At 37.2% G+C, this 16,123-nt stretch carries 14 protein-coding genes, 1 tRNA gene and 1 other annotated feature; of the genes, 6 read left to right on the top strand and 9 right to left on the bottom strand.

Annotation, left to right across the window (positions count from 1 at the left end):
• The first annotated feature begins 47 nt into the window (after positions 1-47).
• The 3 genes from VB694_RS08885 (at position 48) to VB694_RS08875 (ending at position 3,514) form a co-directional block, all read left to right on the top strand.
• Positions 48-920, top strand: coding sequence for a fructosamine kinase family protein (locus VB694_RS08885; protein ID WP_323359948.1), 873 nt, complete (start codon positions 48-50; stop codon positions 918-920).
• A gap of 117 nt (positions 921-1,037) precedes the next feature.
• Positions 1,038-1,658, top strand: coding sequence for a 2OG-Fe(II) oxygenase (locus VB694_RS08880; protein WP_323359947.1), 621 nt, complete (start codon positions 1,038-1,040; stop codon positions 1,656-1,658).
• A 17-nt stretch (positions 1,659-1,675) separates the two neighbouring features.
• Positions 1,676-3,514 carry a protein kinase domain-containing protein gene (locus tag VB694_RS08875; RefSeq protein ID WP_323359946.1) on the top strand — a complete coding sequence of 613 codons (1,839 nt, stop codon included), beginning with the start codon at positions 1,676-1,678 and terminating at the stop codon, positions 3,512-3,514.
• A 69-nt stretch (positions 3,515-3,583) separates the two neighbouring features.
• Here the strand turns inward: VB694_RS08875 and VB694_RS08870 are convergent, their stop codons facing one another.
• A complete protein-coding gene (locus tag VB694_RS08870; RefSeq protein WP_323359945.1) occupies positions 3,584-5,962 on the bottom strand; it encodes an ATP-binding cassette domain-containing protein in 2,379 nt (792 codons plus the stop codon).
• Positions 5,963-6,105: 143 nt separating this feature from the next.
• Here VB694_RS08870 and VB694_RS08865 point away from each other — a divergent pair, with 143 nt between their 5' ends.
• The 3 genes from VB694_RS08865 (at position 6,106) to VB694_RS08855 (ending at position 11,410) form a co-directional block, all read left to right on the top strand.
• Positions 6,106-7,749: a protein kinase domain-containing protein gene (locus VB694_RS08865; protein ID WP_323359944.1), complete on the top strand. Its 1,644-nt coding sequence runs from the start codon at positions 6,106-6,108 to the stop codon at positions 7,747-7,749.
• A 136-nt stretch (positions 7,750-7,885) separates the two neighbouring features.
• Positions 7,886-9,322, top strand: a complete 1,437-nt coding sequence (locus VB694_RS08860; RefSeq protein WP_323359943.1) for a serine hydrolase — start codon at positions 7,886-7,888, stop codon at positions 9,320-9,322.
• A 225-nt stretch (positions 9,323-9,547) separates the two neighbouring features.
• A complete protein-coding gene (locus tag VB694_RS08855) occupies positions 9,548-11,410 on the top strand; it encodes a serine/threonine protein kinase (RefSeq protein ID WP_323359942.1) in 1,863 nt (620 codons plus the stop codon).
• 119 nt (positions 11,411-11,529) lie between these two features.
• Here VB694_RS08855 and rplL read toward each other — a convergent pair whose 3' ends face one another.
• The 8 genes from rplL to rplS form a co-directional block, all read right to left on the bottom strand.
• The gene (gene rplL, locus VB694_RS08850) at positions 11,530-11,919 is read right to left on the bottom strand and encodes a 50S ribosomal protein L7/L12 (protein WP_323359941.1); all 390 of its coding nucleotides are present in this window, start codon (positions 11,917-11,919) and stop codon (positions 11,530-11,532) included.
• A gap of 98 nt (positions 11,920-12,017) precedes the next feature.
• The gene (rplJ, locus tag VB694_RS08845; protein ID WP_323359940.1) at positions 12,018-12,569 is read right to left on the bottom strand and encodes a 50S ribosomal protein L10; all 552 of its coding nucleotides are present in this window, start codon (positions 12,567-12,569) and stop codon (positions 12,018-12,020) included.
• A 110-nt stretch (positions 12,570-12,679) separates the two neighbouring features.
• Positions 12,680-12,847: a sequence feature (ribosomal protein L10 leader region), on the bottom strand.
• A 76-nt stretch (positions 12,848-12,923) separates the two neighbouring features.
• Entirely contained in the window at positions 12,924-13,640 is a 717-nt protein-coding gene (rplA, locus tag VB694_RS08840; protein WP_323359939.1) for a 50S ribosomal protein L1, read from the bottom strand.
• A gap of 150 nt (positions 13,641-13,790) precedes the next feature.
• On the bottom strand, positions 13,791-14,216 hold the full coding sequence (rplK, locus tag VB694_RS08835; protein WP_016950740.1) for a 50S ribosomal protein L11: 426 nt from the start codon (positions 14,214-14,216) through the stop codon (positions 13,791-13,793).
• A gap of 6 nt (positions 14,217-14,222) precedes the next feature.
• Positions 14,223-14,852 carry a transcription termination/antitermination protein NusG gene (gene nusG, locus VB694_RS08830; protein WP_190561410.1) on the bottom strand — a complete coding sequence of 210 codons (630 nt, stop codon included), beginning with the start codon at positions 14,850-14,852 and terminating at the stop codon, positions 14,223-14,225.
• Complete coding sequence (gene secE / locus VB694_RS08825) at positions 14,852-15,073, bottom strand: preprotein translocase subunit SecE (protein WP_190561408.1); 222 nt, start codon at positions 15,071-15,073, stop codon at positions 14,852-14,854. The genes nusG and secE overlap by 1 nt, the downstream gene beginning before the upstream one ends.
• A 187-nt stretch (positions 15,074-15,260) precedes the next feature.
• A tRNA-Trp gene (locus VB694_RS08820) sits at positions 15,261-15,333 on the bottom strand.
• 232 nt (positions 15,334-15,565) lie between these two features.
• A complete protein-coding gene (gene rplS / locus VB694_RS08815; RefSeq protein WP_323359938.1) occupies positions 15,566-15,928 on the bottom strand; it encodes a 50S ribosomal protein L19 in 363 nt (120 codons plus the stop codon).
• Positions 15,929-16,123: the final 195 nt, after the last annotated feature.

Below are 16,123 nucleotides of genomic sequence, written 5' to 3'. Positions count from 1 at the left end.
ATCCCTATAGGAACGATAAAAACCGCAAAACTAACAAATAGTAAACTATGATTTGGCAAGAAATAGATACCCATATTAGCAAAGTAACTAACCAGAAATTTCAATCTTACCAACATCTATCTGTAAGTGGTGGATGTATTAACCAAGGTTATGCAGTTAGTGATGGCAAATTAACCTACTTTGTGAAACTTAACCAAGCTTCTCAAACAGAAATGTTTGCAGCAGAAATGCTGGGTTTGCAACAAATGTATAAAACAAATACTATCCGCGTTCCTCAACCTTTATGTTGGGGAACAACAGGCAATTCCAGTTATATAGTTTTGGAATGGCTAGAAATGACTGATGGTAATAGTAAATCGTGGCAAAAAATGGGGTGCAATTTAGCAGCAATGCACAAAACCATTAGTAACCAAGATTTTGGTTGGAAAATGAATAATACTATTGGTTCTACACCACAAATTAATACTTGGAAATCTGACTGGATAGAATTTTATACCCAACATCGTTTAGGTTATCAATTTCAATTAGCAAAACAACGGGGAGGGCATTTTCCTTTACAAGATAAATTAATAGCCTCTATTCCCAAATTATTAGCAGATCATCAAATACAACCTGCTTTAGTACACGGAGATTTATGGGGAGGAAATGCAGGATTTACTATTGATGGTGAACCTGTGATTTTTGATCCAGCCACTTATTTTGGTGATCGAGAAGTTGATATTGCTATGACAGAACTTTTTGGCGGGTTTCCGCCAAGTTTTTATCAAGGATATCAAGAAATATTTCCTTTAGATGAGGGTTATGAAAAACGGAAAACTCTTTATAATCTATATCACATTTTAAATCATTTCAATTTATTTGGTGGTGGTTATGCTTCCCAAGCAAATCAGATGATTGAGCGAATTTTGCAGAATGTATGAAGTGATAAAGATCCCCGACTTCTTTTTTAATCTGGTAAATAAATGATGAATTGATTTCAGAAGTCGGGGATCTGGGTTAGATTTATTAATACTATGTAACCTTGTGATTTACAGAATGTGAAATACTATCAACTACAAACCAACGTTTTACCTAATAATTACCTAAATGATTTGTGGGGAGAAATCCAATCTAGTCCTTACTTTGCTATCAACAACCTCAACCGCGATTTTATCAATACCAAAGGATTTTCTGTAGTTTTTCAACGTCAGGGATTAACAACAGTTGAAGAAAAATTTCCCTTTTTTAAACCTTATTTAGATTTAGCACTTCAGTCTAATTGTAATGCTTTTTATCTCAATCCCTTACTGTTAAAAGAAGGTTCTCGTGTTGATCCACATATAGATCGTTCTTTGCGTTCTTACTGCAAAACCATTGAACCACCTGACGTTGTTAGCGTTCTTTATGTGCGAGTACCGGAAAATATGGAAGGGGGAGAATTGGTTTTAAAATCGCCTAAACGCCAAGTGGGACAAATTAAACCCCAAACTAACACCTTGGTTTACTTTCAAGGTGATTTAACCCATTCTGTGAATGCTGTTAAAACTACCGGAAATCGCTTAAGCTTGGTTTGTGAACAATATAATTTAACTGAGGATGAACTTGAAGAAATTCCGGTTTTCACCTTAGAATCAAGGGCTAGTCAGTCTACTAATAAAAAACGAAAGTATGGGTACTAAGTATATTCCTAAAAACAATGCTGCTAAATAACCGTTATCAAGTCATTCGCACCCTGGGATCTGGTGGGTTTGGTGAAACCTTTCTCGCTCAAGATACTAATATGCCATCACAGCGTCTCTGTGTGGTAAAACAGCTAAAACCGATTCACAATAATCCTCAGATTTACCAAATAGTACAAGAGAGATTCCAAAGAGAAGCGGCAATTTTAGAAACACTTGGTAGCGCATCTGATCAAATTCCGGCTTTATATGCTTACTTCTCTGATGGAGGAGAATTTTACTTAGTTCAGGAGTGGATAGAAGGAGATACTTTAACAGCAAAAATGCAAAAGCAGGGATTATTTACTGAAAGTGCAATTGAAGAATTACTAGTGAATATATTACCTGTTTTAGAATATGTTCATTCCCAACACATAGTTCACCGGGACATTAAACCAGATAACATTATCTTGCGTCAGCGTGATAATAAACCAGTTTTAATTGACTTTGGTGCAGTGCGAGAATCAATGGCAACGGTGTTAAATTCTCAAGGAAATCCTACGAGTTCAATTATCATTGGTACACCGGGATTTATGCCCAGTGAACAAGCAGCAGGAAGACCTGTTTATTCTAGTGATTTATATAGTTTAGGTTTAACAGCAATCTATTTATTAACTGGTAGACAACCTCAACAATTAGAAACAGATCCGCAAACTGCGGAAATAATTTGGCGACATTTTGCAAGTGATATGAATCCTATTTTAGCAGGAGTAATTGATAAAGCGATCGCTTATCATCCACGGGAACGCTTTAGTTCTGCTAGAGAAATGTTGGATGCTTTGCAGATGAAGTCAGTTGCTTTACCTGCGACATCAGCTAATAATCAATCACCAGTTGCTCAAACAAAAATTGCTCCACAACCACAAAATATAGTTGCATTTAGTCCAGGGAATACGACTCAACCAGTTAATCAGAATAATAATGCGAAAGGAATTGTTCTAGCTAGTGTTATTGCTAGTAGTTTTCTTGGTGCTTCTATTATTATTGGTTTAGCTATTAATAAATCATCTCCACCGATTGAATCGGCATATAACGTAAACACATTAGCATCTCCTTCAAATAACAAACCATTAGAATCTTTATCAGCAAGTCAGGAAAATAAAAAACCAGCATCATCTAAAAATACCTCACCTCAATTTACTGACTCAACACAGATTCAAATTAATCGTCCATTACTGGACAAATCTGTAGTTAATAATTCATTTTATTTTGTAGCTAATTCCGCCTTTAAAGATTTACAAACTGCTACTAGACAAGTTGAAAATTTACAGATAAGGGGTTATTCTCAAGCAGGAATATTCTGGATACCAGATTATCCAAATCTATCAGGAAAGCGTTTATATGAAGTATATGCCAATCGGTTTAGCGATCGCACTCAGTGTATCAATTTCTTAAAAACCTATGGAAAAGTTAATTCAGATGCTTATTGTGCGCTTGCTAGTAAAGACGCAAATACATCACCTGATCGAGTATATTTCAAAGAAATTTCTCATATTTCAATATCTAATCTATCACCAGTAAATACTACAAATAGTAATACTAATAATTATTTCTGGCTTTCTCAAAGACAAGTTACAGAAGCAGATTTAGCAGGTAAAAGTGGTTATGAATTGGATATTATGAGAAATACAATTTTTGCTGTTCATGGACGCAGGTTTGATACTCCTGGTTTACAAGAATATTTTAATCAACAATCTTGGTATAATCCGCAATATTCACCAAAACAATTTCCTGCTAATTTGCTGTCAAAAATAGAAATTCAAAATGCAGAATATATTAATCAATATCAAGAAAGATATAATTTGAGGTATTTCTAAAAATAATTGTTTTTCCAATTTGCTGTAGGGGTTTAGCAGTGCTAAACCCTTTTTTATATTTTCTTCTATCTAAAATATATCTTTGCGCTTTTGCAAACCCAACGTTATCAACAAATAAACCGTAGCGTGTAACAACAAAACCCCCCAATTTAAACTTAAATTTCCCCAAGTTGGATCATAAACAGATGTAGGTTCAAAAGGTTGAGGAACTAGACTACCATCAGGTAATTTAATTGCTTCTGGAACTAAAGCATTTACGTTTAATATTGTCCCATAAGCACCAACAGACCAACGACTAATTGTTAACCATGATATAAGTTTACTGACAACACCTTCCGTTTTAAACAGCACTCCTGAAAAGATGATTTGCGGTAAAATCAACAGTGGTAAAGCACTATTGGCTTGACTGCTATTTTTGACAATTGCCGAAACCAGTAAACCTAAACTAAAACTAGCAAATAAAGTCAAAAAGCTAGTAATTGATAATCCCAGATTCCAGGCAATTAATTCAGGACTTGGAGATTTAAAACCAATAATAATGACAATTAAAATTAACAGAGTTTGTGCTAAGGCTAAACCTGATAATATAGTAATCTTAGAACCCAGATAAGCAAATAATCCTAAATTTACTAATCTTTCTCGTAAATAAATTGCTGATTCTTTGACTATTTCTTGCAAAGAACTAGAAAATCCTACCCATAAACCAGCACAGGTAAATACAAACAAAACGCGCAAAGCTAAAGATGCTAAAGCCGGATCTGATTCATCTCCTAATACAAAAGGTGTTTTATCTTTCATCGCTAAAGTGATGAGAATAATACCAATAGGTGCGGTTAAAAGAGCCAAAATAAGATTGATTTTATCTCGTAAAATTAATTGACCAGAACGTTGAGTTAATAACAGCCATTGTTGCCAAAATGAACTTCCCTTTTGTTTCGGTGGTATTGCTATTGATGGTGGTTTTATTCCTGAATTTAATTGATTAGCTATATATTTTTGATAATAATTAGATTGGCGGTATTTATTCACACATTTTATTGCCTCTTGTTCATCTTCCAACTTAATATAAATATCCGCAAAATCTCTAACTTGGAAAAATTGTAAAGCGTCTTGAGGAGTACCAAAATAACAAAGTTTGCCACCTATTCCTAAAAATACAATTCTGTCGCATTCTGTAATATTTGCGGTTGCATGAGTTACTAAAATAACGGTTCTTCCACCCTGATGCGCTAACTCTTTTAATAACTGCATCATCTGTTTATCTAAACCTGGATCAAGTCCTGATGTTGGTTCATCTAAAAAGAATAATCTGGGATCAGCTAATAATTCTACCCCTATACTTACTCGTTTTCTTTGTCCACCACTGAGATCACTAATTAAAGCATGACGACGATGGCTCATTTTTATAGCTGCTAATGCCTGTTCTACAACTTGTGGTAAATTAATATCAGGAGGTAAACGCAACTTTGCAGCATAAGTCAGAACTTCAGCAACCTTTAATTCTCGATGAATAATATCATCTTGGGGAACATAACCAATTTGATTCCGGTACAAATTAAAGTTTTTTTGTAAATCTTCCCCATTTAAATAAACTATTCCTTGAGTAGTTTTTTCAATTCCTAAAAGTGTCCGCATTAAAGTAGATTTACCAGCACCACTTCCTCCCACCAAAGCTATAAATTGTCCTGGTTCAATAGCAAAAGATAAATCATCTATTCTGCGTTTACCATTTGTTTCCAGAATTAAATCATGTGCTTCTAAACGGATGTGAGTACCTTGGTCTAAAATTTCTAAATTATCATCACGCAAAACTAAAGTATAAGGTCCAATACGAATATTTGAACCATTAGTTAAAATGGCTTTTCCGATGACTTGTTGACCATTAACAAAAACCCCGTTAGTGCTGTAATCCTGTAAAATATAACGTCCTTGATTATCACTATCAATAGTGGCATGACGACGGGAAATTGTGGGAGCATCTAAATATAAATTTGCGGTTGAGTCGCGTCCGATTAAAACAGATTTTTGTTTTAAATAAATACTCTGTTTATTAGGTGTTGTAATACTTTGAGATGTTGCAGGATTGAAATATATGATTTGAATCAGTTGGTGAGGATTTTGTGAAATTTGTACTTCCACACCATTTGTTAACAAATAACCTTGAGTAGCAGTAATCAAGGAATGGTTAATATAAAGTTTATTACTACTAGGTTTTTGACCATCACCATCATAAATACGATATTCTGTACCTTCCTTGCGTAACACAGCTTGCACACGAGAAACTAGTTCCCAGTCTTGGGGAACTACTAAATCAGCAAGATTGGATTCGCGTCCTAAAATGTGCTGTGGTTTCCGCAAGTTCAAGCGGAAGGTCTTACCTTGATTGTTTAATTCTAGGTAAGGATCTATACCTAAAACTGTGGGATGCTGTCCTGGTTGGTATGACATAGACGGTTTGTAATAAAAAGTAATTTAAATTACGGTATTTTCAGCAAACATTGAGGGTATTTTACGTATAAAAAGGTGATAATATCTAAAAATGAAGAAAATTTTACCTAAATTAGTGAAAAAATAAACAAAAGTAAACAGTTATGACTCAGACATTAGTAAATAATCGTTATCAGGTGTTGCGGATACTGGGTAGTGGGGGATTTGGGAAAACATTTTTAGCTGAAGATACCCAAATGCCTTCTAGTAAACGGTGTGTGGTAAAACAACTCATCCCCGTGGTGAATAATCCCCAGGTATACCAACTGGTGCAGGAAAGGTTTCAGCAAGAAGCGGCTATTTTAGAGGAATTAGGCGATCGCAATAGTCAAATCCCCCGGTTATATGCTTATTTTTCTGAAGATGGAGAATTTTATTTAGTTCAAGAATATATTGAAGGTCAAACTTTAAGCGAAAAATTAAAACAGCAAGGAGTTTTTCATGAAATTATAGTTAAAGAAATTTTAATCAACATCCTGCAAATTCTCGAATATGTCCACAGCAAAGGCATAGTCCATCGAGACATTAAACCAGATAATATCATTTTACGTTTTGCTGACAGCAAACCAGTATTAATTGATTTTGGTGCTGTCAAAGTCACCATGAATACAGAAATGAGTCCTTCGGGAAATCCTACTCAGTCTATTGTGATTGGTACACCGGGATTTATGCCAATGGAACAAACAGTAGGAAGACCAGTATTTTCTAGTGATTTGTATAGTTTAGGATTAACAGCAATTTATTTATTAACAAGTAAAGTACCTCAAGAGTTACCAACAGATCCAAATACGGGGAATATTTTGTGGCGACATTTTGCACCCTATTTGAATGTTAATTTTGGGGATATTTTGGATAAAGCTATTGCTTATCATCCACGCGATCGCTATCTCAATTCTAGAGATATGTTGACCGCTTTACAAACTATCTCAAATCCTGTTGCACCTACTGTACCCTTTCCCCCATCTACACCTACAGTTATTGCTGCACCAGTAACACCAGCTTATGTACCACCAACAACCGTCACGTCTCCTCCAACCTCGCAACCACATCTTCAAACCCAATATCCAGTTACCCCTGCTAACAGTTTAGGAACTTGGCAACAAGCTGTAATTATTGGTGGTGTAATTGGAACATTTATAGTCGCTGGTTTATGGGTATTAGGAATGGTTAATAAACCACAACAACAAACAGCCAGTAATAACACATCACAACCAGAAAATTCTCTCCAAGAAAATACAAATACAACCCCACCCGATATCTCAAATACTCCTACTATTACTCCAGAAACCATACAACCAGAAACAACTTCTTATATTTCACAAGCAGCAGCTATAGCATTATTAGAAAGATGGTTAGAAGCTAAAAGAGAAATATTTTCTCCTCCTTATAATAAACAATTAGGAGCGCAATTTTTAACAGGTTCAGTCTATACAAAATTTATCACAAAAACAGATGATCCTGACGCTTGTCTTGCTAGAAGTAATAATGAAGATGATTGTCTCAGTTCTGTAGATTGGTTACAAAGAAATGGAGCTTATTGGGTATATGGTGTACAAAAAATTCAAACGGTAAATGATTTTGTTTCCAGTGGTAATAATGCCACAATTGTAGTTGTAATTACAGAACAACGTACACTTTATAATAGTAAGGGAGGTGTAGACAAAACACAATCAGGTCTTTTTACATCAACAACTAGCTATGATTTACAATATGAAAATGGAGACATCAAAATATCTAATTACAAATGAATTCCCATTTGTCAACAAACCAATCTAAATCAAGTCTGGCAGGGAGAAGAGGTAAGTTTATACTAAACATATTTATTTACCATGATATCCCTATCATGTTAAAGCAACCAATTAAGTAACAATCAGGTGTATTTTTATGGAACAACAATCACAAGGAAATTCAGAAATACGTGATCAAAAAATTGCTGATTTAGAAGCAAGATTAAACAATGCTAATCAAATTATTGATCACTTACAACAACAAAATTTCGACCTCCAAAAATATATTAATCACTTAGAAAATGCCGAAATTAAGGTAAATTCAAAAATAATCAAAAATAATCAATCTAACCAACAACATATCAACTCATCAGGTTACAGGAAAATTATTCGTAAATCTCGATTTACTCAACTATCTGAGTGGCAATTTTATGGACTTACATCTTTAGTTGTGCTGTCCATACTAATATTATTTGGGATTAGTACATTATTTAATAATCGTAATAATGATCAAACCATAAAAAATACCCAACAACCATCTAAATCTCCAACATTACCAAGTTTATCTGTACCAGAAAAAAATATTTCCATTGATGGAAATCCTATTTCACCAAACACTCAAGGTTATAATTTATCATCAGAAACTTATGTACCACTTATTTATAATGTCATTAATCCCCCTAATCTTCAGGAAAGCAAAAAATTAGAAATAATTATCCAAGATTTAACTAAATTAGCTAACAATAAAAATTTACCAGTAGAAAACTTATCAATTACCTTAATAGATGTCAATAAAAAAACTATATCTGGATACAAACAAAAAACACCTCGTTATCCTGCTAGTGTTGCAAAATTGTTTTGGATGGTAGCTTTAGAAGCTCAAATTAATTCAGGTTTAATTCTACCAGATCCTCAACTAGATGCTGATTTAAACGAAATGATTCTCCAGTCAGATAATAATGCAAGTAGTCGAATTATAGATCGTATTACTAAGGCTCAATCTTTACCAGAAAAATTAAGTAAAGATGGATTTGCACAATGGAAGAAACAGCGTGAAAGTGTTAATCTATTTTTTAAGAAAGCTAACTATCAGGACATTAATATTAACCAAAAAACATTTCCTATTCCTGACTTAAAAATTAACGAACCACAAGGGACAGATTTACAAATACGTGGAGATAATCCCCAAAAGCCAATTAGGAATAAAATCACAACATACCATGCAGCAAGGCTAATGTATGAAATTCTCACAGGACAAGCAATAGGACAAGAATATAGTCAAAAAATGTTGGGTTTACTAACAAGAGATTTACGTCGAGAAGCTTGGGACTTCAATCCACCCAATCCAGATATATTTAATCCAGTAGATAACTTTTTCGGTGAAGGTTTAGCTAACGAAAAAGTTGAATTTGCATCCAAAGCAGGTTGGACAACCAGTTCTCGGCAAGAAGTAGCTTATGTAGTCACACCAGATGGTAAAACTCGTTACATCCTGGTAATATTTGGTGATGATCCAGCCTATGGTAAAAGCAGAACAATTTTTCCAGAAATGTCTAAATTTGTTTTTGATAGAATGACAAATTCTAACCCTTAATCATCATGACAGAATCTAAATTCATCACAATTGGGATTATCGACGCACCCGGAGAAAGCTGAATAATATCTTTCCTCCTTCCTTTGCTTCTTTGCAACTTTGCGTGAAACCAAAACCCCATGTAGCTCCTTTACCTAAAAATTGCTGAAAACAAGGAAACATCCCATCGCTAAATCGTTAGAGTATCTGATATACATTGGGAAAGGATCTCGCGTGTAACGTTGCATGACTACAAAACTGCTAAACAACCGCTATCAAGTTATTCAGGTACTCGGTGCAGGTGGGTTTGGAGAAACCTCTCTCGCAGAAGACATCCATTTACCTTCCCGTCGTCGCTTTGTTATTAAAGAACTCAAACCGATTAACAATGATCCACAAACCTCTAAACTAATTCAACAACGGTTTGAAAGAGAAGCCGCTATCTTGGAAAACTTAGGGGAAACCAGTGATCAAATTCCCAAACTTTACGCTTATTTTCCCGAAAATGGTAAATTTTACCTAGTTCAAGAATGGATTGAAGGCCAAACCCTCACCAATATTATTCAATCCAAAGGCAAATTAAACGAAACTATTGTTAGAGAAATTCTGTTAAGTTTGCTGCCAGTTTTAGATTATGTCCACAGCAAAGGCATCATTCATCGAGATATAAAACCAGATAATATCATCCTCCGCTCCCACGATAACAAACCAGTTTTAATTGATTTCGGTGCAGTTAAAGAAACCATCCGTACCGTCATCAATCCTTCGGGAAATCCCATACAATCAATAGTTATAGGTACACCAGGGTATATGCCCAGTGAGCAAGCGATCGGTCGTCCGGTTTATGCTACTGATATCTATAGTTTAGGCTTAACAGCAATTTATCTACTCACAGGTAAACAACCCCAACAATTAGAAACTCACCCCCAAACAGGGCAAATACTTTGGCAACAATACGCTTCTGGTATATCTCCAGAAATGTTGAATATACTCACTCAATCAATTGAACCACGTCCGAGCGATCGCTACACCACAGCCAGTAAAATGCTCTATGCTTTAAAATCTGGTCATAATAATCACATTCAGTCCCATTCTCCCACCACCAGCGCCACAATTAGCCTTAGTCCTCCTCGTGCTACAAGTCACACTCAGCCAATATATTCACCCGCAAAAACTCCCGTTATCAGAGAAATTAACAATCCTGCTAATTGGCAAAAACCCGCTGTGATTGTTGGTGGTGTAGTCATAGGTATTTTAATTGGTGCAGTCACAGTTTCCAACCGTCAGCCACAACCTACAGTCTCTGTATCCACCAATTCCACTGTGACAACAGAACCACAGACTCCCCCTGTTTTACCTACAAATTCTCCCATTGCAGAAGAAGTTTCCCCAACACCAGTAGTTGAACCAATTCCCCCTAGTCAACAAGAAATTATTTCTAATCCTATCCCAGAAAACAATTCCTCCCCAGTATTGGCACCACCGCCAACGAATGAAACCATAATTGAAGATACTCCTATTCCCATAGTCACACCCACACCCGAAGCGGAAATACAACAAGAACAACCCCAGCCAGAAGTAGTTCCCACGCCTGAAATATTTGCCGACGACAAGAAAAAACCCGGTAAGAAAAAGAAAGAATTATCTAATCAGCTAGTTACTAATATCAGGCAAAATGTACCAGCATTTCCTACAGGTACATCAAGAAATATTGTAGAAGCAGCACTAGGTAAACGAAAAAAAGATTTAAGGGGTTTATGGCCTAATACTCGTGCTATTACTTATAAATTAGTACCAAATCAAATAGATTTAGGTTATTTATTTGACCGTGATACAGGCAGACTGCGGCAAACTGAAGTAGCTTTTGCCTCATCTGTAGATAATCAAGTTATGCAAACAACCTTAAATAATTTATTAAATGGACAAGCCACAGCAGAAATTAAACAAGGACTGCAACAAATTCAACAGCGTCAAACAGACAATTTTAAATTTAGTCAAGGTTCAATAAAAGGTCAAATAGTCCGGCAAAACTGCGATTTTATCTACATCAGTATTTGGGATGCAGATTTACATGATTTTGTCAATCCTGCTAGTGCTAAACAATGTTGAATAAATCAAAATTAAAAATTAAAAAAGGAGTCTTTTTAAGACTCCTTAATTAACTAACTAATAATTCCTAATTCCTAATTATGTTCTTAAATTACGAATTACGAATTATCAATTACGAATTACTTGATACTTACTACACCACCAGCTTCGGTGACGCGCTTCTTGATGTCTTCAGCAGCATCCTTAGCCACACCTTCCTTAATAGGCTTGGGAGCAGCTTCTACCAAGTCTTTAGCTTCTTTCAGACCTAAACCTGTGATTTCACGGACAATCTTCAGAACTGCAATCTTCTTATCAGCAGGTACAGATTCGAGAATGGCATCAAATTCGGTCTTTTCTTCCACTACTTCAGCAGCAGCAGCACCAGGAGCAGCCATCATCATCATCCCACCAGCAGCAGGAGCAGCACTTACACCAAAAGCTTCTTCAATTTGCTTAACTAATTCAGATGCTTCCAACAAGGTCAAAGATTTCAACTGTTCTAAAATTTGTTCGGTTGCAGCAGACATGGATATACTCCTAAAAAATTTTGATTTGTTTTTTGTCAGTTATTCATTAGTCATTAGTTATTAGTTTTGACTAACAGCATTCAACTAATGAAAAAGTTTTATTCAGCAGCAGTTTCAGCACTATCGTCTTTGTCTTTATCAGCGACAGCCTGAATACCGCGAGCCAAAGAACTGGGAACTTCGTTGATACCCACAGCAATTTTGGTAGCCAAAGCGTTGATAGCTCCAGCAATTTGCGCCATGAGTTGTTCCTTAGATGGCAAGTCTCCTAGTGCTTTGACATCCGCTTCTTTCAACAGGCGACCATCCATAACGCCGCCACGAAGTTCTGTCTTCTTGGAGGTTTTTTGAAATTCTTGGTACGCCTTAATTGCTGAAGAGAAATCTTCTTTAACTAGCAAAAAGGCAGAAGCACCTTTGAGCAGTTCTGACATTGGCTGCCATTTTTCATCTTCCTGAATAGCAATGCCCATAAAGGTGTTTTTTGTCACCTTACAAACAGTGCCACTAGGACGCAAACGCCGCCTTAAATCAGAGATTTCAGCAACTGTTAGACCTTGGTAATCAATTACCAGTGCCAAAGTTGAGTCATTCAAAGTTCCTTTCAGGTCAGCTACTATCTCTTTCTTGTTCTCTAACGTTCGACCCATTATCTTTTCACCTCCAAGGGCAAAATCTTATTAGTGGTAAGTGGGAAAAGGCAAAAGGCAAAAGTTTAATTTTCCCAGTCCCCAGTTCCCAGTCACCTTGCTTCTGAACAGCCGAAAACAATTAACCCCAGCTACCTTAGCCGGGGTTTCACAGTGGTACTTTTAATGCTTTAGTTCTCACACTTTTGTTGAGTAAACTTCAGTCATTTAAAATTACAACCTCGGCAGGGTTTTAAGCTATTAGCACCTGCTGTCTCCGGCTTTATTTAATTTTGGTCATTGGCAGTTAGTCATTGGTTATTGGTAATTAGTTGATATTCTTCTATTACCAATTACCCATTACCTATTACCTAATTATGCAGCTTCATTGAGTTTTAAATCTCTGAGGGCGCTGACATCAATTCTGATGGAAGGACCCATAGTAGCAGAGATGTATAATGTACGCCAATAACGCCCTTTAGCCCCTGAAGGGCGGTTACGGTCTATTGTCTCTTGCAGTGCTTTGAGATTGACTAACAAATCTTCAGGGGTAAATGATGCCTTACCAAACATAACATGGACAATACCAGTCCGATCAGCACGGAATTCTAATTTACCAGCTTTGAATTCTGCGATCGCACTAGCAACATCAAATGTGACTGTACCACCTTTGGGTGATGGCATCAAACCACGAGGACCAAGCAATTTACCCAGCTTTGCTACCTGTGGCATCACATCGGGAGTAGCAATGAGCTTGTCGAAGTCCATCATGCCTTTTTGAATATCGTCAATCAGTTCTTCTGAACCAGCGATATCCGCACCAGCATTAGTGGCTTCTGTTACCTTTTCCCCTCTAGCAATCACTGCTACCCGGACTATTTGCCCTGTACCTTTAGGCAGTGCTACCGTTGTCCGCAGTTGTTGGTCTGTATACTTGGGGTCAATTCCTAGCCGGATATGTGCTTCTGCGGCTTCTGCGAATTTAGCTGTTGCTGTCTCTTTTAACAGAGCCAGAGCTTCTAAAGGTGTGTAGTCCCTATCTTCTACTTTGTCTTGCAACGCCTGTAAACGGCGTGATATTTTCTTTCCCATTTTTCTCTCCTGGGGTAATCTCGAAGTTTCTCACCTCTCCCCCGATACATTTTAGATTTTGGATTTTAGATTTTGGATTTTGTTATGGTTCAGTTGCCAGTTATCAGTTTTAATTTTTCTTATCTACTGTCACCTGTTCCCTGTCACCTATTAATCCGCAACTGTTACGCCCATATTCTTGGCTGTTCCTTCCACAATGTTCATCGCTGCGTCAATGTCGTTAGCGTTGAGATCAGGAAGTTTGGTTTGGGCAATTTCTCTTAACTGCGCTCTGGTAATGCTCCCAACTTTCTTTTTGTTGGGTTCATTAGAACCTCTTTCAATTTTCGCTGCCTTGCGAATCAATACTGATGCTGGGGGTGTTTTAAGTACAAATGTAAAACTCCGGTCTTCAAACACCGAAATTTCTACAGGTATCACCATTCCAGCTTGGTCTGCTGTCTTGGCGTTGTACTCTTTGCAGAACATCATGATGTTAACGCCATGCTGACCCAGTGCGGGTCCTACTGGCGGTGCTGGGTTGGCTTTTCCAGCGTTCAAGGCCAATTTAATGACCGCTACTACTTTCTTCGCCATTTGGATTTAGCTCTGTTTTTCTACCTGATTAAATTCCAATTCTACTGGTGTATCTCGTCCGAAAATCGAGAGTAGAGCTTTTAGTTTACTCCGTTCTGGCGAAACTTCAATCACCTCGCCCTCAAAATCCTTGAACGGACCCGAAAGCACCATTATCTTATCACCTGTAGCCATATCAATTTTGACTACTGGCTCTTGTTCTGTCGTTTGTTTGAATATACGTTCTACTTCTGAGTTACTCAGGGGTACTGGCTTGACGTGACCACGACCTCGGCCGCTGCCACGTTTTTGTTCGGCTCCCACAAAGTTAATTACATGGGTAGTGTTCCGTACCACCTGCCAGGTATCATCACTCAGCATCATCCGCACTAACACATATCCTGGAAAAACTTTTTCCTCTGTGTGCTGGCGACTGCCATCTTTACGGATTTTCACCGCCGGGGTGTGGGGAATTTCTACCTGGATGATTTTGTCAGCTACATCAAAAGTTTGGATGCGCTGCTCTAAGTTTGTTTTCACGCGCTTTTCACAGCCAGAAGCTACTTGCACCGCATACCAGCGTGCTTCTTTGTGCGCTGCTTCTAGTGCTTCCTCTGACTGCAAAGCATCCCGTGGTTCGTCTGTTGCAAAAGTCATCAGAATACCTGTTTTGCTGCCCAAGCAAACAATCCATCGACCAAATATATCAAAGATGCGGAGAGTGTCACCATTAATAACACAGCTGCTGATTCACTCACCAACTGCTTCCGACTAGGCCAAACTACTTTGTCAAGTTCTTCTTTTGTGCCTTGGAAGAAGTTGTTTAAGCTAAACCCATTTCCGGTTTCTGGCATTTCTGCTTCGTTTTTTTTGGCCACGGTCGTCATACCCCCCGTTTCTTACATTGCTTCACCTTGTTATTTTGCACCAAGGTTTACAGCTTTGACCCATTTGATGTAAACAAAAAAAGCTGTCAGTAAAAAATAATTATACCCGAAATAATCAACGCTGGCTGCTATTTTAACAGATGCGTTTTTGTTTCGGGCTATATTTTTTGCTTTTGAGCGCGCCCTGGAGGACTTGAACCCCCGACATCAGGTTTTGGAGACCTGCGTTCTACCAACTGAACTAAGAGCGCACAAGCTGTTTTTGTTTCAGGGATTGCGCTGAACTTTTTTAGTTTAACACAATTCCTTTTTTATTGTAACTTAATTCTTTAGAAAAAGCAAATCAGCGGCAGAAGCCGCTTTTAGCTGAAGATTCTTGCTGCTATATAAAACCTAGACAACACTATATTGATTTTTGTAAACATAAGTATAGCTTTGTCTAGAAAATTGTCAGCGTAGGACTAGCTCTTAGCAGCAGGTAAATTACAGGGCGCGGTCAAACCGTTGTTTAATCCGGGTAGCCTTACCAGATAGCTGGCGTAGATAATATAGTTTAGCGCGTCTTACCTTACCACGACGCAGGATTTTGATGTTATCAATCCTGGGTGAGTGCAGTAAAAACACTCGTTCAACACCTACACCTTGAAAAACTCGGCGAACGGTAATTGTTTCGTTGATGCCGCCATTTCGCATCCCGATTACCACTCCTTCATAAGGTTGGACGCGGTATTTTTCGCCTTCTTTAATTTTGACTCCTACCCGTACTGTATCACCTACATAGATTTGAGGTAGATCGGATTTGATGTATTCCGCTTCAATAGAACGAATAATTTCTTGAGCGTTCATAATCTAGATATTTTTTGAAAAAAACCCACGATCATCAATCATAAATCTATAACTGCCTGACAGTCTATATATATTTGATATTTTTGATTTTTTATTTAGAGAATGCAGTAATTTAGGATTATTACCTGGGTATATGTTGACTTTGACACTCTCAGGTCTAAAGACACGCTCGCTTTACGCTTACCGGATGCTATT

Source organism: Anabaena sp. UHCC 0451 (assembly GCF_034931405.1).
In the GTDB taxonomy this organism is placed as follows: Bacteria; Cyanobacteriota; Cyanobacteriia; order Cyanobacteriales; family Nostocaceae; genus RDYJ01.
This window is presented reverse-complemented; position numbering and strand designations above follow the sequence as displayed.

Coding starts and splice junctions, on each gene's coding strand:
- VB694_RS08885 (WP_323359948.1), top strand. CDS start 48: ATGATTTGGCAAGAAATAGATACCCATATTAGCAAAGTAACTAACCAG.
- VB694_RS08875 (WP_323359946.1), top strand. CDS start 1,676: ATGCTGCTAAATAACCGTTATCAAGTCATTCGCACCCTGGGATCTGGT.
- VB694_RS08870 (WP_323359945.1), bottom strand. CDS start 5,962: ATGTCATACCAACCAGGACAGCATCCCACAGTTTTAGGTATAGATCCT.
- VB694_RS08865 (WP_323359944.1), top strand. CDS start 6,106: ATGACTCAGACATTAGTAAATAATCGTTATCAGGTGTTGCGGATACTG.
- VB694_RS08860 (WP_323359943.1), top strand. CDS start 7,886: ATGGAACAACAATCACAAGGAAATTCAGAAATACGTGATCAAAAAATT.
- VB694_RS08855 (WP_323359942.1), top strand. CDS start 9,548: ATGACTACAAAACTGCTAAACAACCGCTATCAAGTTATTCAGGTACTC.
- rplL (WP_323359941.1), bottom strand. CDS start 11,919: ATGTCTGCTGCAACCGAACAAATTTTAGAACAGTTGAAATCTTTGACC.
- rplJ (WP_323359940.1), bottom strand. CDS start 12,569: ATGGGTCGAACGTTAGAGAACAAGAAAGAGATAGTAGCTGACCTGAAA.
- rplA (WP_323359939.1), bottom strand. CDS start 13,640: ATGGGAAAGAAAATATCACGCCGTTTACAGGCGTTGCAAGACAAAGTA.
- rplK (WP_016950740.1), bottom strand. CDS start 14,216: ATGGCGAAGAAAGTAGTAGCGGTCATTAAATTGGCCTTGAACGCTGGA.
- nusG (WP_190561410.1), bottom strand. CDS start 14,852: ATGACTTTTGCAACAGACGAACCACGGGATGCTTTGCAGTCAGAGGAA.
- rplS (WP_323359938.1), bottom strand. CDS start 15,928: ATGAACGCTCAAGAAATTATTCGTTCTATTGAAGCGGAATACATCAAA.